Below are 22,893 nucleotides of genomic sequence, written 5' to 3' on the forward strand. Positions count from 1 at the left end.
AGACTAAGGGAGTGTTACTATGAGTTATAAACAGATTTTAAATGATATTAAAAATAATGATTTGAAAAGAGTTTATCTTATATATGGCAAGGAAAACTATTTGATTGATTGGATAATAAATGAGATAAAAGAAAAATATATAGATAAAAATTTTGAGTCTCTTAATTACGTACATTTAGATGGAAAAGAAGTAGGTGTAGATTCAATTGTAAATGCTTGTGAGACACTGCCTTTTATGTCCGATAAAAAAATTGTAATTATAGAGAACTTAGTATTTTTAACAGGCGGGAAATTAAATGATAAAGAAGATGAACAGCGTTTAAATGAATATATTTCTAAAGTAAGCAATTTTACTTGTTTAATATTTGTTGTTAGAGAAGAGAAAATTGATAATAGAAAAAAGCTAGTTAAAAACATAAAAAAAGTTGGCCAAGTTATTGAATTATCAAAAATAAAAGGAGAAGATTTGGCTAGATGGGTATCTAAGACATTTAGCAAGTACAACAAAAAGATAACACAAAAAGATATTATGTATTTCATAGAAAATACCGGATATTTAGAATATAGTAGCAATAAGACACTCTATGATTTAGAAAACGAAATTATAAAAACATGTAATTATTTAGGATGTAGAGAGCAAGTTAAGACTGAAGATATAGATAAAGTTTTAGTTCGAAGTCTTGAAAATAATATTTTTAAATTAGTTGATTCAGTTGGTCAAAAGAGGACAGATAGAGCACTAACGCTTTTAAATGAGATGATATTAAATAATGAGCCAATACAGTTGATTTTACATATGGTTATCAAACAAATTAGACTTTTATTCATGGCAAAACTTTTAGAAGGAAAAGGGTATAGTCAAGGTGTTATTGCACAGAAACTTGGAGTTCAGAATTTTGTTGTAAAAAAATTGATTGAACAAAGCAGAAATTTTGAAATTGAAGAATTACAGAGTGCATTCGAAAGATGTTTAAAAATAGATGAAAGTATCAAAAAAGGTCAAATTGAGAATAGACTAGCACTTGAAATGCTAATTGTTGAGTTTTCGAGAAGTATTTAAAAGTTTTCAAAAAAATAATTCGGGCTTTTGCCCGAAATATAAGTGCTACATATTTAATTAAACAGCTTCGTTTAATCTCTTAGCTAGACGGCTAACCTTTCTTGAAGCTGCATTTTTATGAATAGTTCCTTTTGAAGCAGCTCTATAAAGCTTTTTCTCAACTAGTCTAAGTAAGTTTTTAGCTTCTTCAATATTTCCGTTTTCTAATGCTTCATTAAACTTTCTGATGTAAGTTTTGATTTCTGACTTTCTTCTTCTATTTATAGCAGTTCTTTTTTCTATAACTTTAATTCTCTTTTTAGCTGATTTAATATTTGCCATAGGTTCACCCCCTTCAAATGCAATTGACAAATGATATTTTACCATGAACATATATAAATTGCAAGAAAAATATGTTATTTCTTTTATTCCCATGTACCAATAAAATTATGCAGTCAAAAAGATAAATTTGAAAACAAAAATTAAGAATAAATATTTTAATAAAGAGTTAACATAAAGATACTACTAATAAATAAAGGTGGTGTCAAAATGCTGCAAATAAGAACTGACTTGGCGGTTGAAGCGAGAGAGTTATATAAAGAAAAGAATAATATTGAAGTATCTGGAGTTGAAGTTGAGAGAGAGGAAAAAGAAAACTATACAATAACAAGGGTAAAAATAGTTAATGAAACTGGTATGGCTCAAATGGGAAAACCAATAGGTAACTATATTACTATAGAAGCACCAGCATTAAAAAAAGCAGACCAAGATTTAAAAGATGAAATTAGTAAAGTATTAGCCAAAGAACTTAAGGCCTTGCACAAACTTGATAAAAGTAATAAAACTTTAGTTGTAGGTTTAGGCAATTGGAATGTAACTCCTGATGCCTTGGGTCCAAAAGTAGTAGACAAAATTTTGGTTACAAGACATTACTTTGAAGCTTACAAAAAGACTGAAGATGAAACAATGGCGAATGTTTCTGCTATTTCTCCAGGTGTAATGGGCCTTACTGGGATTGAAACAGGAGAAATAATAAAGGGGGTTGTTGAAAAGATTAAACCAGATTTAGTCATAGCCGTAGATGCATTAGCATCTAGGAAAATGGAAAGAGTAAGTAGTACTATTCAGATTTCTGATACAGGAATTAGCCCAGGTTCTGGTGTCGGAAATAAAAGGAAAGGTTTAAATAAAGAATATTTAGGTATTCCAGTTATAGCAATAGGTGTACCTACTGTCGTTGACGCTGCAACAATGGTAAATGATACTATTGATATGATAGTAAGTGAAATGAAAAAACAAGCTAAGGTTGGAAGTAATTTTTATTCTATGCTAGAAGACATGGAAAGTGAAGATAAATATCAGCTAATTAAAGAAGTATTAAATCCTTATATGGGGAATGTGATGGTTACTCCAAAAGAAATTGATGATTTGATTAATGACCTTTCACAAGTAATTGCAAATGGACTAAATATTTCACTGCATCCAGGAATTGATTTAAAAGATGTAAATAAGTATTTAAATTAGCGACTTAAAGCTTAGGCTTAGTCGCTTTTTTTCTATCATAATAACAAAAACTACCGAATATAATTTCATATAGTAGTCTAACATTAGAGAAGTATAGGGGAGTGTTACCTATGAGCCAAAGGATTTATAAAGACAAGGGGATTTGGTATATTATAATAGCCATTTTATGTCTAACGCTGTTTTTTATAGGATTTAAAATAATTTCTAAGCTTTCAAACGATTTTGCCAAGGATGATAATGAAGAAGTTGTAGAGGCATTTAATTATATTTCGTACTATGATGGGCAGAATGAGAATAGTTTAGAAAAAATAAATAGTACTGATTTATTTAGTGTAGAAAATAAAAAGCGTTATTTAAAAACTGATAATATAGATAATTTTTTTTTGAAAATAATCATTAACTCTAATTCATATATGAAGGTCATGTATTATGAAAAATATATGAATAGTTTTGATAAAGGTCTTATTAATGAATTATTAGATAGTTTAAAATCATATTTTCAAATGACTTCTTTTTTGAAGGCACAGATAGAAACAATTTTAAATAGAGAAGATATTACTCCTGTAAATAGTGTAAATTACTATAGTAAAAATGAAACGACAGATGATGAAAATCAAAATATTGCTAAGCAGTCAGCTAGTTCGAATGAAAATGGAGAAGTAAAGATAAAGGAAGATATAATATTTATTGAAGATCCTTATGAAACAAACGAAGGAAATATTTTAACAGATAAAAATATAAAAACAAAAAATATAAAAAAACTAAAAGTAAATAAAGAAAAACCGTATATACTGATATATCATACACATGGAACTGAAGCATATCTGCCTATAAGGTCAAATAGATATCATACTACAAAAAGAGATTATAATGTTATAAAGATAGGTGATATTATAACAGATGTACTTAAGGAAAAAGGACATAAAGTTAAGCATATTGATATCTATCATGATATACCTTCATATAATCAATCATATACAAGGTCTTTATCAACAGTTAAGGATATAATAAATAAAGATAAAAATATAAAGATAATTTTTGATATACATAGAGATGGTATTCCAGAAGATGCAAGCTATATTAAAAAAGCTTTAGCTGAAAGTAAGGTTAAAATTAATGGTGTTGATGTTGCCACATACACATTTGTTATTGGGCCTGAAAATCCAAATAAAGACAAGATATTAAATTTTGCTAAATACATGAAAGAAGTTTCTGATAAGATGTATCCTGGATTATGTAAGGGAATTGTGATAAAACCTTATGGTAAGTTTAACCAATATGTAAACGACTATTATGCATTAATAGAAGTAGGTAGTAATTTAAATACGATTGAAGAAGCTAAAAGATCAGCAAAACTTATTGGAAATGTTTTAGATATGGCATTAAGAGGTATTATCGAATAGATTATAGTGCTTTTTTTTTTAGAATAAAAGTGCTATAATAATGTATGTGCTAATTGGAGGTGTTTACATGAGTGAAGAAGCTAAAAAAGAAATACTAGAATGGATAAAAAGTATATTGTTTGCTGTTGTTATAGCTATAATAATTAAAACCTTTATTTTCAATACTACATACGTTCTTGGGTATTCTATGTATCCGACTCTGCATGAGGGCGATAGATTATTTACCAATAAGTTGATATATATTATGGGAGAACCGAAAAGAGGAGATATAGTTGTACTTAAAGCACCAGATGTACCAGATAAAGATTACATTAAACGCGTGGTAGCTGTTGAAAATGATGAGATAAAAATAGTAGATGGCAAGGTATATATTAATGGGAAAGTGCTAGATGAATATTATTTAAAAGGTAGTTTGTATACTCATGGTAATATAGATTTGAAAGTTCCCAAAGGTTATGTGTTTGTGTTAGGGGATAATAGAAGGTTAGGTGCAAGTAAAGATAGTAGGTATTTTGGACCAGTACCTGTAAAACTTATTAAAGGTAAAGCAGTATTTAGGTATTATCCTTTTGACAACAGATTTGGGTCATTATATAAATAAGTATAAATATTTTTAACTTTGTCCATAATAATCTTGGTGATTATTATGGGAACAAGACTTGAAAAATTAAATGAAAGAAAGCTTAGGCATAAGATAAGACAAAGAAGAAGACTAACAATTTTATTAGTTATTTTGATTTTGTTTATTGGACTTAGAATCGTTGATCAATCTTTTATTGAGCTTTTGCAAATTGATGATGAGAAATTGTTTGAATACAGTTATTTAAATGGTATATACAAAATACAATTAATGGGTAATGTTTATAATATAAAAAAATCTGATGTTGATATATACTATGAGAAATATAAAACTATAGTATTGAATTATGTTAAACAAATAAAAAATTTAATAGTAGAATTTTTTAAAAATGAGCCGGGCTTAAGCCCGGTGTTTTAGTATATCAACGTTTTGTTAATTTATACTTTTAACACATTATATATTATGTTATAATTGTTTAGAATTACTTCCATGTTATGAGGAGGATAGATATGCCGAAAGATAGACAGAAAAGAGTAAGAAATTTTTCTATAATAGCTCATATAGATCATGGTAAATCAACATTAGCTGATAGATTGATTGAGAAAACAGGTCTTCTTACTGAAAGAGAGATGAAGGACCAAATATTAGATAATATGGATTTAGAGCGTGAAAGAGGAATTACAATAAAATTACAAACTACAAGATTGATCTACAAGGCTAAAGATGGCGAAGAGTATATTTTAAATCTTATAGATACACCGGGTCATGTCGATTTTAACTATGAGGTATCAAGAAGTTTAGCTGCTTGTGAAGGTGCTCTTCTAGTAGTTGATGCAGCACAAGGCGTTGAGGCTCAAACTTTAGCAAATGTTTATTTAGCGTTAGAACAAGATTTAGAGATAATACCGGTTATTAATAAAATAGATTTACCAAGTGCAAGACCAGAAGAAATAAAAAGAGAAATAGAAGATGTGATTGGATTAGATTGTGAAGATGCACCTATGATATCAGCTAAGGAAGGACTAAATATAGAGGATGTATTAGAAAGTATCGTAAAGAAAATACCAGCACCTACGGGTGATATTAATGCTCCATTGAAAGCATTAATATTTGATTCATATTATGACAGTTATAAAGGCGTTATAACTTATATAAGAGTAGTCGAAGGAAGTATAAAGCCAGGTATGAAAATAAAAATGATGGCAACTGGAAAAACTTTTGAAGTTAATGAAGTTGGTATATTTGCACCTAATCAAGTGCCAATAGGTGAGTTGAATGCTGGAGATGTTGGTTATGTCGCTGCAAGTATAAAAAATGTTAGAGATGCAAGAGTTGGGGATACAATAACTGATGCACAAAATCCAACTGAAAAGCCTTTGCCAGGTTATAAAAAAGTTACACCTATGGTATACTGTGGGGTATATCCAGCTGAGGGTGAAGATTATAATAACGTTAAAGATGCATTAGAAAAACTACAGGTAAATGATGCTGCATTAGTGTTTGAGCCTGAGACATCTGCAGCATTGGGATTTGGATTTAGATGTGGGTTTTTAGGATTATTGCATATGGAAATTATTCAGGAAAGATTAGAAAGAGAATTTAATTTAAATATTGTTACTACAGCTCCTAGTGTTATTTACAAGGTAATGAAAAAAGATGGTGAAATGCTAACTATTCAAAATCCTACAAACTTGCCACCAGTGGCTGAAATAGAGTATATGGAAGAGCCGATAGTTGAAGCTTCAATTATGACACCTACTGACTATGTTGGAGCTGTAATGGAATTATGTCAGTCAAGAAGAGGAACATTTAAGAATATGGAATATTTAGATCAATCAAGAGTAGTAATGCATTATGACTTACCATTAAACGAAGTAATTTACGACTTTTTCGATGCACTTAAATCAAAGACAAAAGGTTATGCATCTTTTGACTATGAGCTTAAAGGATATCAGAAATCTGATTTAGTTAAATTAGATATTTTAATCAACAAAGAGCTTGTTGATGCATTTTCTATAATAGTTCATACAGATAAAGCTTATGAAAGAGCTAGAAGTATAGTTGAAAAGTTAAAGGACGTTATACCAAGACATTTATTTGCTGTTCCAATTCAGGCAGCGATTGGTTCAAAAGTAATTGCTAGAGAAACTATCAAAGCATTAAGAAAAGATGTACTTGCAAAATGTTATGGTGGGGACGTATCAAGAAAGAAAAAACTATTGCAGAAACAAAAAGAAGGTAAAAAACGAATGAGGCAATTAGGTAATGTTGAAGTACCTCAGGAAGCCTTTTTAGCAGTATTGAAATTTGATGATAAATAAAACAACAGGGCACACTTTAGTAGTGTGCCTTAAAATTTAATTAAAGGAGAATTAATTATGAATGAATTAGGAATATACATTCATATACCATTTTGTATAAGCAAATGTTTTTATTGTGATTTTAATTCATATACAGATAAATCATATATTATTGAAGATTATATAAAATATTTAAAGAAAGAAATAGATTTGTACTCAGTTGAATTAAAAGATTATAAAGTTAAAACAATATTTATTGGAGGTGGAACACCTTCTAGTATAGATAGTAAATTTTTATGTGATATTGTAAATCATATTTATAAAAAGTTTGATATTTCTACGTCAATTGAATTTACAATAGAAGCAAATCCAAAAACATTAAATAAATATAAATTAAATGATTATAAAAATTTGGGAATAAACAGAATAAGTTTAGGTTTGCAGTCTTTCAATGATAATTTATTAAAGAGTATAGGCCGAATTCATACTGCTAAAGATTTTTTAGAAAGCTATGATTTAATAAGAAAGTTTGGTTTTGATAATGTTAATATAGATGTAATGTTTAATTTGCCAGGACAGACAATAGAAGATGTTGTTGATACATTGAAAAAAGTTATAGCACTAAAAACAGAACATATTTCATTTTATAGTTTAAAAATAGAAGAAGGGACATTGTTTTATAAACTATATAATGAATCTAGATTAAACTTACCTGATGAAGATATAGAAAGGGATATGTATTATAAAGGAATAGAATTATTAGAAGATAACAATTTTATACATTATGAAATATCCAATTTCGCCAAACCTGGTTATGAATGTAAGCATAACTTAATATATTGGAATGTAAAACCTTATCTTGGCTTAGGATTATCTGCTCATTCTAATATAAATAGTAAAAGATGGAGCAATTTTGGAGACTTTAAACGGTATTTTAAGTGTTTAAATGAAGATAGCTTACCTATTGAAGAAAGTGAAAAAATAGATATAGAAATGGAAATGGCAGAATTTATGATATTAGGTCTAAGATTAATCAAAGGAATAAAGAAATCAGACTTTAAAAATAGGTTTGGATTGAATGTAGAAGATATATATGGCAGTCAGTTAAAAAGTTTAGAAGATAAAGGTTTAATAGAAAATAAAGAAGAATATATTAGGTTAACAAAAAGAGGAATTGATTTATCCAACTTAGTTTTTGCAGAATTACTCCCTTAATGCGGTTATTAATTAGCAACTATCAACTAATTAACACAAAGGTATTGACAAATTTTAAAAACAGTGATAATTTAAAAACATAAGATTAGCACTCGATAGGGTAGAGTGCTAATAAAAATTATAAGTTTTACAAATTATAAAGTTTAGGCTTTCTATAACTAATTGAGGTGGTATGTATGATATTGAATGATAGAAAGCTTAAAATCCTGCAGGCGATAATTCACAGTTATATTACAAATGCTGAGCCAGTAGGATCAAGAACTATTGCAAAAAAATATAATCTAGGAGTTAGTTCAGCTACTATACGAAATGAGATGTCAGATCTAGAAGAATTGGGATATTTACTACAGCCTCATACTTCAGCTGGAAGGATACCATCTGATAAAGCATACAGACTATATGTTGACAATTTAATGCAGATAAAGAAAATTACAGAAGAAGAAAGAAAAAAGATAAAACTAGGCTTACTTAAAGAAATAAGAGAAATAGAACAAGTTATACAAAATGCAGCTAAAATTTTATCTAAACTTACAAATTATACATCTTTAGCAATTGCTCCTCAAATAAGAAGAAGTAAATTAAAGAGAATACAACTAATACCTATAGATGAACATAAAGTATTAGTTGTTATGGTTACTGATACAGGAATAGTTAAAAATACAGTATTTAGAATTGGAAATGGTATAAAAGAAGAACAATTAGAAAAAATCACAAATTATTTAAATAGTAGACTAAAAGGATGTTCAATAGAAGATATAAATAAGAATATTGAAACAGAGCTTGTAAAAGAGATGTATAGTTTAAAAAATACGATAAAGGATATTTTACCATTAATAAATCAATCAATAGATGGTATGTACGAGGTAGATTTGTTTGCAGACGGTGTAACTAACATATTTAATTTTCCAGAGTATAATGATATTGCGAAAGCAAAAAGCTTTATATCATTTATAGAAAATAAGGAATCTGTAGTTGATATGCTTTTAAAGAGTGGATTCCATGACATTCAGATTACTATTGGTAGTGAAAATTGTTATGAAGAGGTAAGTAGCTGTAGTTTAATTACTGCAACATATAGTTTAAATGGCAAAACAATAGGCAAAATTGGTGTAATTGGACCTACAAGAATGGATTATTCAAAGGTAGTCTCTGTTGTCAAATCAATAGCTTTTGATTTAAATGAGATTTTGAAAAACTATTTTACATTATAAGGGTGTGAGATTCTATCTTGCACCCAATGTATTGAATAGAATATATATGTATATGTTTATGAATATTGAAAAGAGGTGAAATAGATGGAAAAAGACCTGAATGAAAAAGAAGTTACAAAAGAACAGGTACATAATGAAGAAGAAAAAGATATGGAAAATGAAAAAAAAGATTCTAATGATGCTACAGAAGAATCAAAAGAAGATAATATAGATGAATTAAAAGAAAAGTTGGAAGGTAAAATGAGAGAATTAGAAGAATTAAATAATAGATTTTTAAGATTACAAGCAGACTTTTTAAATTATAAAAAGAGAGTAGAAAAAGAGAAAGAGTCAATATATGCTTATGCATCTGAAGAGTTAATATGTCAAGTATTGCCTGTGATAGACAATTTTGAAAGAGCATTAGATTCAGTTAATGATAGTCAGAAAGAAGATAGTTTTTACAAAGGTATAGAGATGGTTTATAAACAATTATTAGATATACTTAAAAAGAGTGGTTTAGAAGAGATAAAGGCGATTGGAGAAAAATTTGATCCTAATTTACATCATGGGGTTGCACAAGAAGAATCAAGTGAACATGAAGAAGATACAATAATAGAGGTATACCAAAAAGGATATAAATTAAAAGATAAAGTCATTAGACCAAGTATGGTAAAAATATCAAAATAAACTTGAAAGGGAGGAGAAGACTATGGGTAAAATAATAGGTATCGATTTAGGTACAACAAACTCCTGTGTTGCTGTTATTGAAGGAGGAGAACCTGTAGTTATACCAAATGCTGAAGGAAATAGAACTACACCTTCAATTGTAGCTTTTACAAAAAATGGAGAAAGACTAGTTGGGGAAACTGCAAAAAGACAAGCAATTACAAATCCAGATAGAACAATAATTTCAATAAAGAGACATATGGGTACAGACCATAAAGTAAATATTGATGGAAAAGAGTATACACCTCAAGATATTTCTGCTATGATTCTTCAAAAACTTAAAGCAGATGCTGAAAGTTATCTTGGGGAGCCAGTTACTGATGCAGTAATAACTGTTCCTGCATATTTTACAGACAGCCAAAGGCAAGCAACAAAAGATGCAGGTAGAATAGCAGGGTTAAATGTAAGAAGGATTATAAACGAACCAACAGCTGCATCACTTGCATATGGTTTAGATAAAGGCGATGAACAACAAAAAATATTAGTATTTGACTTAGGTGGAGGTACATTTGACGTATCAATATTAGAAATTGGAGATGGAGTATTTGAGGTTATTGCAACAAGTGGTAACAACCATCTAGGTGGAGATGATTTTGACCAAGCAATTATTGATTATCTTGCTGAAGAATTCAAAAAAGAACACGGAATAGATTTAAGAAATGATAAAATGGCTCTACAAAGATTAAAAGAAGCAGCAGAAAAAGCTAAAAAAGAATTATCAAGTGTTATGACAACAAATATAAATCTTCCATTTATTACTGCTACACAAGAAGGTCCTAAACATTTAAATATGGATTTAACAAGAGCTAAATTTGAAGAATTAACAGCTCATCTTGTAGAAAAAACTATAGAACCTACTAAGAGAGCATTAGCTGATGCCAATTTATCACCATCAGATATAGATAAAGTTATTTTAGTTGGTGGTTCAACAAGAATACCAGCTGTTCAAAGAGCTATTAAGAATTTAATTGGTAAAGAACCTCATAAGGGAATAAATCCTGATGAATGTGTAGCTGTTGGGGCAGCAATTCAGGCAGGAGTTTTAAGTGGAGAAGTTAAAGATTTATTATTGCTTGACGTAACTCCACTATCACTAGGTATCGAAACTTTAGGTGGGGTATTTACTAAACTAATTGAAAGAAATACAACAATACCTACTAAGAAGAGTCAAATATTCTCAACTGCTGCAGACAATCAAACAGCTGTTGACATTCACGTTTTACAAGGTGAAAGACCAATGGCTAAAGACAATACAACGTTAGGTAGATTCCAATTAACTGGTATACCTCCAGCACCAAGAGGAGTGCCACAAATAGAAGTTACTTTCGATATAGATGCAAATGGTATAGTTCATGTTTCAGCAAAAGATTTAGGAACAGGTAAGGAACAAAAAATTACTATAACAGCATCAACAAACTTAAGTGAAGAAGAAATACAAAGAAAGATAAAAGAAGCTGAAAAGTTTGCAGAAGAAGATAAAAAGAAAAAAGAAGAAGTAGAAGTAAGAAATAATGCTGATTCAATGGTATATCAAACAGAAAAAATATTAAATGAACTAGGAGATAAAGTAAGTGAAGATGAAAAGTCTAAAATTAAAGCTAAATTAGAAGAATTAAAGAAAGCATTAGAAGGCGACAATATAGAAGAAATTAAAAAGAAAACTGAGGAATTAACTAACGAATTCCATACAATATCACAAAAAATGTATCAGCAGGCATCACAGCAATATGGAGCTCAAGCTGGGCAGCAAGAAAATAATCAACAAAGTGAAAAGAAAGATGAAAATGTAGTTGATGCTGACTATGAAGTTGTAGATGATGATAAATAAATAAACCAAAGCTAAATCCTCTGGATTTAGCTTTGGTTTTTGATGTTGAAAGGTGGTGAAAGAATGAGCAATAGAGATTACTATGAAATATTAGGAGTTAATAAAAATGCATCGGAGCAAGAAATCAAGAAAGCATATAGAAAATTAGCAAAAAAATATCATCCAGACCTAAATCCAGGGGATAAGGAAGCAGAACAAAAATTTAAAGAGATAAATGAAGCTTATGAAGTGTTGAGTGACTCAGAAAAAAGAGCGAGATACGATAGATTTGGGCATGCAGGTGTAAATGGCAATGCGGCAGGAGGATTTGGTCAAGGCTTTGGTGGATTCGAAGGCTTTGGTGGATTTGGTGATATATTTGATGATATTTTTGAAGCTTTTGGTGGAGGTTTTTCACGAAGAAGAAAAGCAGGACCTAGAAGAGGTGCCGATTTAAAATATACACTAGATTTAGAATTCGAAGAAGCAGCTTTTGGCACCCAAAAGGAAATAAAAATTAGACGAACTGAAGACTGTTCAGTATGTCATGGAACAGGTGCTAAACCAGGCACTAAGAAAACCACTTGTCCGAAGTGTAATGGTACAGGAGAAGTAAGATATGCTCACAATACGCCTTTTGGTCAGTTTGTGAATGTAAGAACTTGTGATAGATGTCATGGTACAGGAGAAATTATAGAAGTACCATGTTCGAATTGTGGAGGAACTGGCAAAGAACGCCGTTTAAAAAAGATAAATATAAAAATACCAGCAGGAGTAGATACAGGTTCAGTGATACCTCTTAGAGGAGAAGGGGAGCCTGGTGAAAAAGGAGGACCTCCAGGAGATTTATATGTTTATATAAATGTATTACCTCATGAAATCTTTGAACGTGAAGGAAATGATGTTATTTGTGAAATACCAATTACTTTTGTACAGGCGGCATTAGGAGCTACTATTGAAGTTCCAACACTTGATGGGAAAGTAAGATATAACATACCAGAAGGAACACAAACAGGTACAATTTTTAGGTTAAAAAATAAAGGTATTCCATATATAAGAGGTAATGGTAGAGGAGACCAGTATGTTAAGGTGAAAGTGCAAGTACCTAAGAAATTAAACGAGAAGCAGAAACAGATTTTAAGAGAATTTGCTAAAGCTACAGGTGATAAAGTACATGAGCATAAAAAAGGATTTTTCGATAAAGTAAAAGATGCTTTCGGAGGTTAAAATCACTCCATATTCAGTGGAGTGATTTACTTTTGTATTTTTGCTGGTTTTTTTTAGTTTAATAGGGTATAATAAAGTGGAAATAAAGAAGATTAAATAATAAAAGGATGTGGGGCTAATATGAAGTGGATTGAGGTCCAGATTAAAACCACTACAGAAGCAGTTGAGGTTGTATCAAATATTTTATATGAAGCTGGAGTAGGTGGGTTAGTTATTGAAGATCCCAATGATTTAGTATTTCAAAATAAGAATGAAGGAGATTGGGATTATATAGACCCTACTTTAGAAGAACAGAACTTTGAAGGAGTAATTGTTAAAGGGTATTTACCAGAAAGTGAAGACTTAATAGACAAAATAGAGCTAATAAAACAGAATGTAGAAAAAATACCACAATACAATTTGGACAAGGGGTTAGGAGAAGTTACAACATCAGAAGTTTATGAAAATGACTGGGCCAATTCATGGAAAAAGTATTATAAACCAAAAAAAATAGGTGAGAAAATAGTTGTTAAACCTTCATGGGAAAGCTATGAGAAAAAGCCAGAAGATATTGTAATAGAGCTTGATCCTGGAATGGCTTTTGGTACAGGAACTCATGAAACGACTATAATGTGTATAAAACAATTAGAAAAATATGTTCATCAACATGACATAGTTTTTGATATAGGTTGTGGTACTGGTATATTGTCAATTGCAGCTGCTAAGCTTGGGGCAATAAGTACTATAGGAATAGATTTAGATGAAGTATCTGTTAAAGTAGCTAAAGAAAATGTTAGGAAAAATGGAGTTGCCAATACCGTTCAAATTAGAAAAGGTAATCTCTTGGATGTAGTTGACGGAAGGGCTAATGTTATTGTTGCTAATATAATTGCTGAAGTTATTGTAAAGCTTGCAGAAGTTGTTCCTAAATTCTTGTTAGAAGATGGGGTTTTTATAGCTTCAGGAATAATATTAGATAAAATAAAGGATGTTAAAGCTGCCTTGGATAAAAATGGCCTAGAAGTAATTGATGAAATGAAAATGGGAGAATGGGCATGTCTAGTATCTAGATTTAAAGAGGGATCAGAGAATGCATAAATTCTTTGTAGATAAAAAGGACATTGCAGAAAATAAAATAATTATTAAAGGTGAAGATGTAAAACATATAAAAAACGTATTGAGATTGGATATAAGTGAAATTATAAATGTATCTAACTGTGAAGGTAAAGAATACCTTGCACAGATAACAGAAATAGAAAAAGATTATGTAGAAGCAGTTATCAAAGAAGAGTTTGAATCGAAAAGTGAACCTCCAATACAGATTATACTTTATCAAGGATTGCCAAAATCTTCGAAGATGGATTTGATTATTCAAAAGGCAACTGAATTAGGGGTTGTTGAAATAGTACCATTAATAACAAAGAGAACTGTAGTTAAAGTTGAAGGTGAAAAAAAGGAATTAAAAAAACTAGAAAGATGGAAGCGGATAGCAAAAGAAGCATCTAAACAGTGTAAAAGAGGGATTATACCAGTTGTTAATAAGATAATAACTTTTAATGAAATGATTAACAGATTGAATGATGAAGAATTTATTTTAGTTCCTTATGAAAATGAATTGAAAATTGGATTAAAAGATATATTAAGAACTTATAAAAAGGGTAAAATTAATATAATAATAGGTCCAGAAGGTGGTTTTGAAGAAGAAGAAATAGAAAAACTAAAGAAAATTAATGCTCATATAATTTCTTTAGGGCCTAGAATTTTAAGAACAGAAACTGCAGGATTTACTACCATATCTGTAGTTATGTATGAGCTTGGGGATTTAGGAGTGATTTAGATGAAAACCGTAGCCTTTTATACTTTGGGCTGTAAAGTGAATCAGTATGAAACTGAAGCAATGGCTAAGCTTTTCAAAAAAAATGGATATACTGTTGTAAATGCAGAAGATAAAGCAGATGTTTATGTTATAAACACTTGTACGGTTACTAATCTTGGTGATAGGAAATCAAGACAATTTATAAGAAGAGCAAAGAGAATGAACAAAGAAGCTGTAGTAGCTGTTGTTGGGTGTTATGTGCAAGTTTCACCAGATGAAGTATTTGAAATTGAAGATGTAGATTTAGTTATTGGTACAACTGAAAGGAATAAAATAGTAAAGCTGTGTGAAGAGGTTAAAGAAAAGAATAAACGTATGAAAATTGTTGAAGACATAATGAAAGTAAGAGAATTTGAAGAAATGTCTATAGATGAAGTAAAAGGTAAAACTAGAGCTTTTATAAAAATACAAGAAGGATGTAATCAGTATTGCTCATATTGTATAATACCTTATGCAAGAGGTCCTGTGAGAAGTAGAAATTTAAAAAATATTGTAAAAGAAGTAGAAAAACTTGGTCAAAGAGGCTTTAAAGAGATTGTTTTAACAGGGATACATGTAGCATCATATGGAAAAGATTTAGGTGATATAAGATTAATAGATGTTGTTGAAGCTATACATGATGTTGATGGTATAGAAAGAATAAGATTAAGTTCATTAGAGCCTACAATAATAACAGAAGATTTTATGGTCAGACTGAGGAGACTACCGAAAGTATGTGACCATTTTCACTTATCACTGCAAAGTGGAAGTAATACAGTATTAAAAAGAATGAACAGAAAATATACAACTGAAGAGTATTTAAGTAGAGTTAAGCTTATAAGAAAATATATGCCTGATGTAGGCTTGACGACTGATATAATAGTAGGATTTCCTGGTGAAACGAACGAGGAATTCGAAGAAACATATAATTTTGTAAAAGAAGTAGGATTTTCAAGAATTCATGTTTTTAAATATTCTCCAAGAGAAGGTACACCTGCAGCAAAATTTAAAAATCAAGTTGACGGTACAGTGAAAACAGAAAGAAGCAGAAAATTAATAGAATTAGGTGAAAAACTTAATAAGACTTTTAATGAAAGATTTGTAGGTAAGATAATGAATGTTTTATTTGAAGAAGAAGTTAAAGGGAAACCTGGATTAATGGAAGGATATACGACAAACTATATTCGAGTTGAGGCTAAAGGAGATAATTCAATTGAAGGGAAAATACTGCCTGTTAAAATGAATAAAATATCAGGTGAAAATTTAGCTGGTGAAATTGTAATCAAATAGAGGATTTTGGATAAATTTGTTGAATATATAATTAAGGCAGTAAGGAGGTGAACAGAGTGTCTAATTGTATTTTTTGTAAGATAGTTAATGGAGAAATTCCTAGCAAGAAAGTATATGAAGATGATAAAGTATTAGCTTTTGAAGACATTAACCCTCAAGCACCTGTTCATATACTAGTAGTACCAAAAGAGCATATACCTTCAATTAAAGATATAAACGAAGATAACATAGATGTTATAAGTCATATACATTTGGTTATAAAAAAATTAGCAAAAGAAAAAGGCATAGATCAAGATGGATTTAGGATAGTGAATAACTGTGGTGAAAAGGGAGGACAGACTGTAGGTCATTTGCATTACCATTTATTAGGTGGAAGACACTTAATGTGGCCTCCAGGTTAAAATATTTGTTGCATAAAACTGCTATTTAATGTATAATAATCTAGTGCCGAATTCTACTTACTGCATTGTTACTTAGGAACTGTAGCAGTGGGAGAGGGGAGGGAAGAAGCAGATGACACAGGTAAGAGTTAAAGAGAACGAATCATTAGATAGTGCTCTTAGAAGATTTAAAAGACAATGTGCTATCGCTGGCGTTCTTTCTGAAGTAAGAAAGAGAGAACATTATGAAAAGCCAAGCGTAAGACGTAAAAAGAAAGCTGAAGCAGCTAGAAGAAAAAATAAGAAAAGAAGATAAGAGGTGATTCAATGTCCTTTAAGGAAAGATTAATGGCAGATTTAAAAGCCTCTATGAAAAACAAGGATAAGGTCCGCAAGGATGTTATTACAATGGTAAGAGCTGCTATTAAGCAAAGAGAAGTAGATGAAAGAGTAGAGTTAAGTGATGAGGACATTATAGAAATTATCGCTAAACAAGTAAAACAAAAAAAGGATGCTTTAAAGGACTTTGAAAAAGGTGCAAGACAAGACCTTGTAGAACTTACCCAAAAAGAGATTGACATATTAATGGAATATCTGCCTAAGCAACTTTCAGAAGATGAAATTGATGAAATAGTTAAAGCTGCTATAGAAGAAATCGGCGCTAGTACTATGAAAGACATGGGAAAAGTAATGTCTTATGTAATGCCTAAAGTAAAAGGTAGAGCTGATGGAAGCTTAGTCAATAAGATTGTTAGACAATATTTAAAATAGATTAAAAACCTGGATACTTAAGTATCCAGGTTTTTTGTATAAAAAAAGTTAAGAATAGTTAACATGAATGTTAAGAAATATTAAAATAGGAAAAACACAATATAAAAGGATTTATTTAACATAAATAGAATAAAGTTATTAATAATAGGCAAAATCTATCTTAATACAATTAGTTTAATATCGAAGATTTTGTTCTAATTAACAAAAATGAACTACTTATTAAAGAAGGGAGAATAACAATGGTGAAAGCAGGATTAGTATTAGAAGGCGGTGGAATGAGAGGTTGTTATACTTCAGGAGTTTTAGATTTTTTCATGGAAAAGGATTTGTATTTTCCTTATATTATAGGAGTTTCTGCGGGGGCATGTAATGCCTCGTCTTATATTTCAAGGCAAAAAGGTAGAAGTATAAAGATTAATCTTGATTATGCTAAGGATGATAGATATATAAGCTATAAAAATTTAATAACAAAAGGAAGTATTTTTGGTATGGATTTTATATTCAATGAAATACCAAATAAACTTGTACCATTTGATTTTGAAACTTTTAATAAAGCAAAAGAAAAATTTATTATAGTAGCTACTGATTGTAAAACTGGACAACCTGTATATTTTGATAAAGACGAATGTGAAGATGTGATTAAAGCTATCAAGGCTTCTAGTAGTTTACCATTTGTAGCTCCAATTGTTGAAATAGAAGGGAAATTTTTATTAGATGGAGGAATAGCAGATCCTCTTCCTATAAAAAAGTCAATAGAAGATGGAAATAAAAAGAATGTAATTGTTCTAACCAGAAATAGAGAATATAGAAAAAGTCCTTTTAAATTGAAAAAATTATTAAAGATTATATATTCTGAATATCCTGGTATAATAGATGCAATGCTTAATAGATATAAAATATATAATAATACACTGGAATATATTGAAAAATTAGAATCAGAAAAAAAGGTTTTTGTAATTAGACCCACTAAAGATATGAAAGTAGATAGAATTGAAAGAGATGTAAATAAACTAAAAGAATTATATGAGATGGGATATGAGGATGCAAGAAGATGTTATGAAGAAATGATGGACTGGATTTATGACAAATAGAAAATTTATATTGGAAAAAATAAAAAATGGTGAAATAAAACCTTTTTTGTAACACATATGAAATTATTATAATTTACTAAAAATGTGAGAGAACTAGAACTTGACAATAAAAGAATTTCTTTTCTTAAATGAGGTGATTGAATGAAAAAAGCTCTATCAATTATCATATTTATTTTATTATCTATTTCAATAGTTAGCTGCTCAATAAAAACGGATAAAGAAGTAAATAAAAAGGGAATGAATGAAATCAGTATTATAGTTAGAGGTAAATATTTCAAAAATGCCAAAATGATGCTAGAAAGGTACAAATATAAATTTGAAAGAGAAAAAGGAATCAAAGTAAAATATGAGGTAATAACTGCAAGTAATTATGATGACTACATTAAAAAAGTTAATATAAAATTACATGAGAAAGAAGGTCCAACACTAATACTAATTACTAGTGGTGAAAACTATTTAAACTTTATAGAAAGAGGAATATCACTAGATATTAAAAATAAAATACCAAATTTTGAGAAAGTTTATGAAAGTCTTAAGGCAAATAACAATTTTATTGTACCTTTTGGGATTTATTCAAGCCCTATAGCTTTAAACAGAAATGTGCTAAAGGAATTAAATATTCAAGAACCCTCTCTTGATTGGACAAGGCAGGATTATTTAGAAATAAAAGAAAAATGGTTGGAACGAGAACCAAGATATTTTACAAGTGAAATGTATAAAGAATTGATTTGGAATGTGCTAGATGATTTAGAAATTATAGATGCAAAAAATAATAAAGTTAATGTTAATAACAAAAAGGTTATCGAATATATAAAAAGCTTAAGAAATGAAATTTTCTCTGGTAAATATATTTTAAATAAAAATTATACATATGAAAATTATTATAAAATGTTTTTTGTTAAGGATTCAGAAGAATACAAAGAAGCAATGAAATTGCAGAAATATTTTGATAGCCAAAACTTAAGAAGAATTTATTATAAGAAAGATGCATTAAAATCATTAAAAAATGATATTGATATGGATATAAACGATATTATTGTTTTACCTCAAGTTTTATATGATGAAATGTTTGTTCAAGTTAATGGTTTTATAGTAAATAAAAACGGGAAAAATATTCAGCTTGGACTTGAATTTTTAAATTATTTACTAAATGATGAAAATCAATTAGAAATGTACAGGACTAAAAGCAATCCTTATCCAGTAAACAAAGAAATAGAAGAAAAAATTGAAGAAATAGAAAAGGCTAATGATGTCAATGAAAAATCTGTAGAATTGCGAAAATATATCTTAGAGCAATTAAAAAATGGAAGATATAAACCATTTAAACATCAAAAAAGAATTTATTATGATATAAAGAAGTCGATAATATCTGAATTTACGAAATTTATCTTTGCAGATGAGCCTTATACAGATGAAGAGTTAAGTAGAGAATTACAGAAATTAGAGGATAAATTAAATATGTGGCTAAATGAATAATTTATCATAAGTATTATTATGCAATAACAAAGGGGTAATTTATTAGATGATGATTATATCGATTATAGTTTTTTTCGTATTTTTATTTATTTTAACAATGATAATTAAGTTACAAAAACAAGTATATTTTGGAGTTATTGCAATCTTTTTGTTTTTAATCATTGGGCTAATATATTTAGAAAGTAATACTGTATCTATAAAAAGCTTTTTAAAAGAGGAACAGAGCATAGAACAATCTAACCAAAGATATATTGAAGATTTTATGTTTATTTATAAAAGTATTAAAGAAGGATATTCATATCTAGAAGAAAAACAGGAAAAGTATGGATTCGATTGGGAAGAATTGAAAAATGAGACATTAGAAGAAGTTATGTCTTGTAAAGATGATAAAACATTTTTTAGAATTATTACTAAATTTTTAGCAAATTTACATGATGGTCACACATATGTCATGCAACCTTTAAATTCAGTTAAAGCTTTACCAATAGTCATCGAAAAAATAGAGGATAAATTTGTAGTAAGTAAAACATATTTTGATAAGTATCCTAAAATTAAGAAAGGATATGAAGTTGTATCAATTAATGGTATAAAATTAAAAGAAATAATTGAAACATCTGAAAAGTATATTACAGGTTCAACTGAAAGACAAGCTGAAAAGAAAAGGCTGATACATATCTATGAAACTTTGAATTTCTTTATCGAAGAGAATATTGATTATACTAAGAAAGCAAAACTGCTTTTAAAAGATGCGAGTGGAAATTTGATCGAAGTGAAAGTGGAATGGATTAGTTATAGTGATTATTACAAATTATATTTAGGAGATGTACCTAAACTTGAGGTTAAATGGTTAGATGAGGATAAAAAAATAGCTTATCTGGCTATTAGATCATTTGCAGTAGAAGGTAATAATGAATTTCTTGAATTTATTGATAAAGTGTTTAAGGATTATAGTGAAATGAAAGGGCTTATTATAGACATTAGAAGTAATCAAGGTGGTTTGAGCTACTTTTCAAATTATTTAATTAGGTATTTAATAGACAGTCCAATAGCGGATTTAAAATATAGATTTAAATTATCCGAAGCTTTTCATAAACTTCATTATATGGGTAGTGTTTTTAATGGAGTAGAAGGTTATACCGAATGGATAGATGATGGTTTAATAAAACCTAAGTCGAATAACGTAGCAGATATACCCAAGATATTACTTATAGATGAGCTTACATTTAGTGCTGCAGATAGACTAGCTTCAATTATAGCTGATTACGAAATAGCAACGATAGTTGGAGAAAATGGTACAGGTGGGGGAAGTGGAGAGCCGATAAGAACAAAACTTCCTAATACTAGGTGGTATTTTTCATATTCAGCAATGCAAATAAAACGTAAAAATGAAGCTTTAATAGAAGGAAATGGAGTAGAGCCGAATATTCTCGTTAAAAGAAATTTTGATGATTTTATAGAGAATCAAGATACAGTTTTAAAAAAAGCTATTGAAATAATTGAAAACGAAATTGAATATTAAAGTATTTAGGATTATTAAGGTGGGGGTATGAAGATGAAAAGAGTAATTGTTATAATCTTATGCTTAATCCTATTATTATCGGTAAATGGATGTACTACTGTAAAGGATAGTACAAATGTTGATAATCAAGGTAATAAAGGTAAGGAAATTACAATATTAATAGATAACTATTTTTATTCTAAAATTAAATTCGCATTTAATACTTTAGATTTATATAAACGTAAGTTTGAAAGAGAAAAAGGAGTAAAGGTAAATTTTGATGTGATAGATATAAGTGATTATGAAAAATACCAGAAAAAGTTAAATTCAAAATTATATTTAAAAGATGGACCTACGTTAATATATGTTTCAATATGGGATTTTTATAAACCTTTAACTGAAAAAGGTATTGCTTTAAAAGTGAAAGATAAATTAAAAAATTATGAAAAGATATATGATAGTGTTAAAGATGAAGGTGGTTTTTTTGTACCAATAGGTATGTATCATTATCCTATAACCTTAAATAGAAAGGTATTTGAACAATTAGGGATAGAAGAACCAGGATTAGATTGGACTAGAGAAGATTATTTTAATATCAGAGAAAAATGGTTAACTCAGGAGCCAAGAAATTTTACATTGATTTTATATAAAGAGCTTGTGGCAAATATTATGGAAGAGTTAGATATATATGATATTAAAAATAATAAAGTTAATATTAATAACTCTAGAGTTATAGAATACACAAAGAATTTGAGGGATGAAATACATTCTGGTAAATATATTTTGAAAAATAACTATACATTTGAAAATTATTATAAAATGCTATTTGTAAAAGAATCAGAGGAATATAAGGAAGCAAATGAATCGTATTGGTATAATGATACTGACAATTTAAGAAGACGATTTTATGATAAAAATGCACTAAAGTCTCTTCGTATCGGTGTTGATATGGATATTGATGATTATATTATATTACCGCAGGTGATTTATGAATTAGAAAAACTTAGGGTATGGGGATTTATTGTAAATAAAAATGGGAAAAATGTTGATTTAGGTTTAGAATTTATAGACGGTTTATTAAGTGATGAAGTTCAGCTAGAAATGTTTAGAGAAAAGTATGATTATTCTTATCCTGTAAATAAAGATATAGAAGAAGAAATTGAGGAAATAGAAAAAGCTAACTATGTAAATGAAAGAGCAGTTGCATTAAGGAAGTATATACTAACAAGAATAAAAAATGGTGCTTATAAGTCATCAAATGAATATGGTAAGATGTATAAAATTATAAAGGAAGAATTAATAAAAGAAATGACAAAGTTTGTATTTGCAGATGAACCTTATTCAGATGAAAAGCTAAGTAGAGAATTGCAGAAATTAGAAGATAAATTAAATATGTGGTTAAATGAGTGATTATAAGGTGATGTGTAATAAATGTTAAAAAATAGTAATAATCACTTTGAGATGCAGGATTATTTTAACAATAATAGAATTATATAATAAATTGAGAATAAATTATCAAATTTAAAAATTAAAGTAGTT

22 protein-coding genes are annotated in these 22,893 nt (G+C 28.9%); 21 read left to right on the forward strand and 1 reads right to left on the reverse strand.

The annotated features are described in order from the left end of the window. Positions 1-19: 19 nt before the first annotated feature. Positions 20-1,060: a DNA polymerase III subunit delta gene (holA, locus tag TR13x_RS00765; RefSeq protein WP_054869972.1), complete on the forward strand. Its 1,041-nt coding sequence runs from the start codon at positions 20-22 to the stop codon at positions 1,058-1,060. 57 nt (positions 1,061-1,117) lie between these two features. Here the strand turns inward: holA and rpsT are convergent, their stop codons facing one another. Next, entirely contained in the window at positions 1,118-1,381 is a 264-nt protein-coding gene (gene rpsT / locus TR13x_RS00770; protein WP_054869973.1) for a 30S ribosomal protein S20, read from the reverse strand. A gap of 207 nt (positions 1,382-1,588) precedes the next feature. Between rpsT and gpr the strand changes: the two genes are divergently transcribed. The 20 genes from gpr to TR13x_RS00870 all read left to right on the forward strand — a co-directional run bounded on the left by gpr (position 1,589) and on the right by TR13x_RS00870 (position 22,764). Continuing rightward, positions 1,589-2,563 carry a GPR endopeptidase gene (gpr, locus tag TR13x_RS00775; RefSeq protein ID WP_054869974.1) on the forward strand — a complete coding sequence of 325 codons (975 nt, stop codon included), beginning with the start codon at positions 1,589-1,591 and terminating at the stop codon, positions 2,561-2,563. Between the two features lie 110 nt (positions 2,564-2,673). Further along, positions 2,674-3,966, forward strand: a complete 1,293-nt coding sequence (gene spoIIP, locus TR13x_RS00780; RefSeq protein ID WP_054869975.1) for a stage II sporulation protein P — start codon at positions 2,674-2,676, stop codon at positions 3,964-3,966. Between the two features lie 67 nt (positions 3,967-4,033). Beyond that, positions 4,034-4,567 (forward strand): signal peptidase I, encoded by a 534-nt coding sequence (gene lepB, locus TR13x_RS00785; protein WP_054869976.1) that lies wholly within the window; start codon positions 4,034-4,036, stop codon positions 4,565-4,567. A gap of 45 nt (positions 4,568-4,612) precedes the next feature. Next, positions 4,613-4,963 carry a hypothetical protein gene (locus TR13x_RS00790; RefSeq protein ID WP_054869977.1) on the forward strand — a complete coding sequence of 117 codons (351 nt, stop codon included), beginning with the start codon at positions 4,613-4,615 and terminating at the stop codon, positions 4,961-4,963. A 92-nt stretch (positions 4,964-5,055) separates the two neighbouring features. Further along, the gene (gene lepA / locus TR13x_RS00795; protein ID WP_054869978.1) at positions 5,056-6,867 is read left to right on the forward strand and encodes a translation elongation factor 4; all 1,812 of its coding nucleotides are present in this window, start codon (positions 5,056-5,058) and stop codon (positions 6,865-6,867) included. A gap of 57 nt (positions 6,868-6,924) precedes the next feature. Beyond that, the gene (hemW, locus tag TR13x_RS00800; protein WP_054869979.1) at positions 6,925-8,061 is read left to right on the forward strand and encodes a radical SAM family heme chaperone HemW; all 1,137 of its coding nucleotides are present in this window, start codon (positions 6,925-6,927) and stop codon (positions 8,059-8,061) included. Positions 8,062-8,237: 176 nt separating this feature from the next. Beyond that, complete coding sequence (gene hrcA, locus TR13x_RS00805) at positions 8,238-9,272, forward strand: heat-inducible transcriptional repressor HrcA (protein ID WP_054869980.1); 1,035 nt, start codon at positions 8,238-8,240, stop codon at positions 9,270-9,272. An 84-nt stretch (positions 9,273-9,356) separates the two neighbouring features. Further along, positions 9,357-9,941, forward strand: coding sequence for a nucleotide exchange factor GrpE (gene grpE / locus TR13x_RS00810; RefSeq protein WP_082394726.1), 585 nt, complete (start codon positions 9,357-9,359; stop codon positions 9,939-9,941). Positions 9,942-9,963: 22 nt separating this feature from the next. Continuing rightward, entirely contained in the window at positions 9,964-11,808 is a 1,845-nt protein-coding gene (dnaK, locus tag TR13x_RS00815) for a molecular chaperone DnaK (RefSeq protein WP_054869981.1), read from the forward strand. A 63-nt stretch (positions 11,809-11,871) separates the two neighbouring features. Further along, positions 11,872-13,014 (forward strand): molecular chaperone DnaJ, encoded by a 1,143-nt coding sequence (gene dnaJ, locus TR13x_RS00820; protein WP_054869982.1) that lies wholly within the window; start codon positions 11,872-11,874, stop codon positions 13,012-13,014. Positions 13,015-13,134: 120 nt separating this feature from the next. Further along, positions 13,135-14,091, forward strand: a complete 957-nt coding sequence (gene prmA, locus TR13x_RS00825) for a 50S ribosomal protein L11 methyltransferase (RefSeq protein WP_054869983.1) — start codon at positions 13,135-13,137, stop codon at positions 14,089-14,091. Then, positions 14,084-14,830, forward strand: a complete 747-nt coding sequence (locus tag TR13x_RS00830; protein ID WP_054869984.1) for a 16S rRNA (uracil(1498)-N(3))-methyltransferase — start codon at positions 14,084-14,086, stop codon at positions 14,828-14,830. The genes prmA and TR13x_RS00830 overlap by 8 nt, the downstream gene beginning before the upstream one ends. Next, positions 14,831-16,138 (forward strand): tRNA (N(6)-L-threonylcarbamoyladenosine(37)-C(2))-methylthiotransferase MtaB, encoded by a 1,308-nt coding sequence (gene mtaB, locus TR13x_RS00835; protein ID WP_054869985.1) that lies wholly within the window; start codon positions 14,831-14,833, stop codon positions 16,136-16,138. 56 nt (positions 16,139-16,194) lie between these two features. After that, positions 16,195-16,539, forward strand: coding sequence for a histidine triad nucleotide-binding protein (locus TR13x_RS00840; RefSeq protein ID WP_054869986.1), 345 nt, complete (start codon positions 16,195-16,197; stop codon positions 16,537-16,539). Positions 16,540-16,651: 112 nt separating this feature from the next. Beyond that, on the forward strand, positions 16,652-16,834 hold the full coding sequence (rpsU, locus tag TR13x_RS00845; protein WP_035161487.1) for a 30S ribosomal protein S21: 183 nt from the start codon (positions 16,652-16,654) through the stop codon (positions 16,832-16,834). An 11-nt stretch (positions 16,835-16,845) separates the two neighbouring features. Beyond that, a complete protein-coding gene (locus TR13x_RS00850; RefSeq protein ID WP_054869987.1) occupies positions 16,846-17,289 on the forward strand; it encodes a GatB/YqeY domain-containing protein in 444 nt (147 codons plus the stop codon). A 239-nt stretch (positions 17,290-17,528) separates the two neighbouring features. Further along, positions 17,529-18,380 (forward strand): patatin family protein, encoded by an 852-nt coding sequence (locus TR13x_RS00855; protein ID WP_054869988.1) that lies wholly within the window; start codon positions 17,529-17,531, stop codon positions 18,378-18,380. Positions 18,381-18,521: 141 nt separating this feature from the next. Further along, on the forward strand, positions 18,522-19,856 hold the full coding sequence (locus tag TR13x_RS00860) for an extracellular solute-binding protein (protein ID WP_054869989.1): 1,335 nt from the start codon (positions 18,522-18,524) through the stop codon (positions 19,854-19,856). Positions 19,857-19,902: 46 nt separating this feature from the next. Next, on the forward strand, positions 19,903-21,375 hold the full coding sequence (locus TR13x_RS00865) for a S41 family peptidase (protein WP_054869990.1): 1,473 nt from the start codon (positions 19,903-19,905) through the stop codon (positions 21,373-21,375). 33 nt (positions 21,376-21,408) lie between these two features. Next, entirely contained in the window at positions 21,409-22,764 is a 1,356-nt protein-coding gene (locus tag TR13x_RS00870; RefSeq protein ID WP_054869991.1) for an extracellular solute-binding protein, read from the forward strand. Positions 22,765-22,893 lie beyond the last annotated feature (129 nt).

Source organism: Caloranaerobacter sp. TR13, assembly GCF_001316435.1.
Classification (GTDB): domain Bacteria; phylum Bacillota; class Clostridia; order Tissierellales; family Thermohalobacteraceae; genus Caloranaerobacter.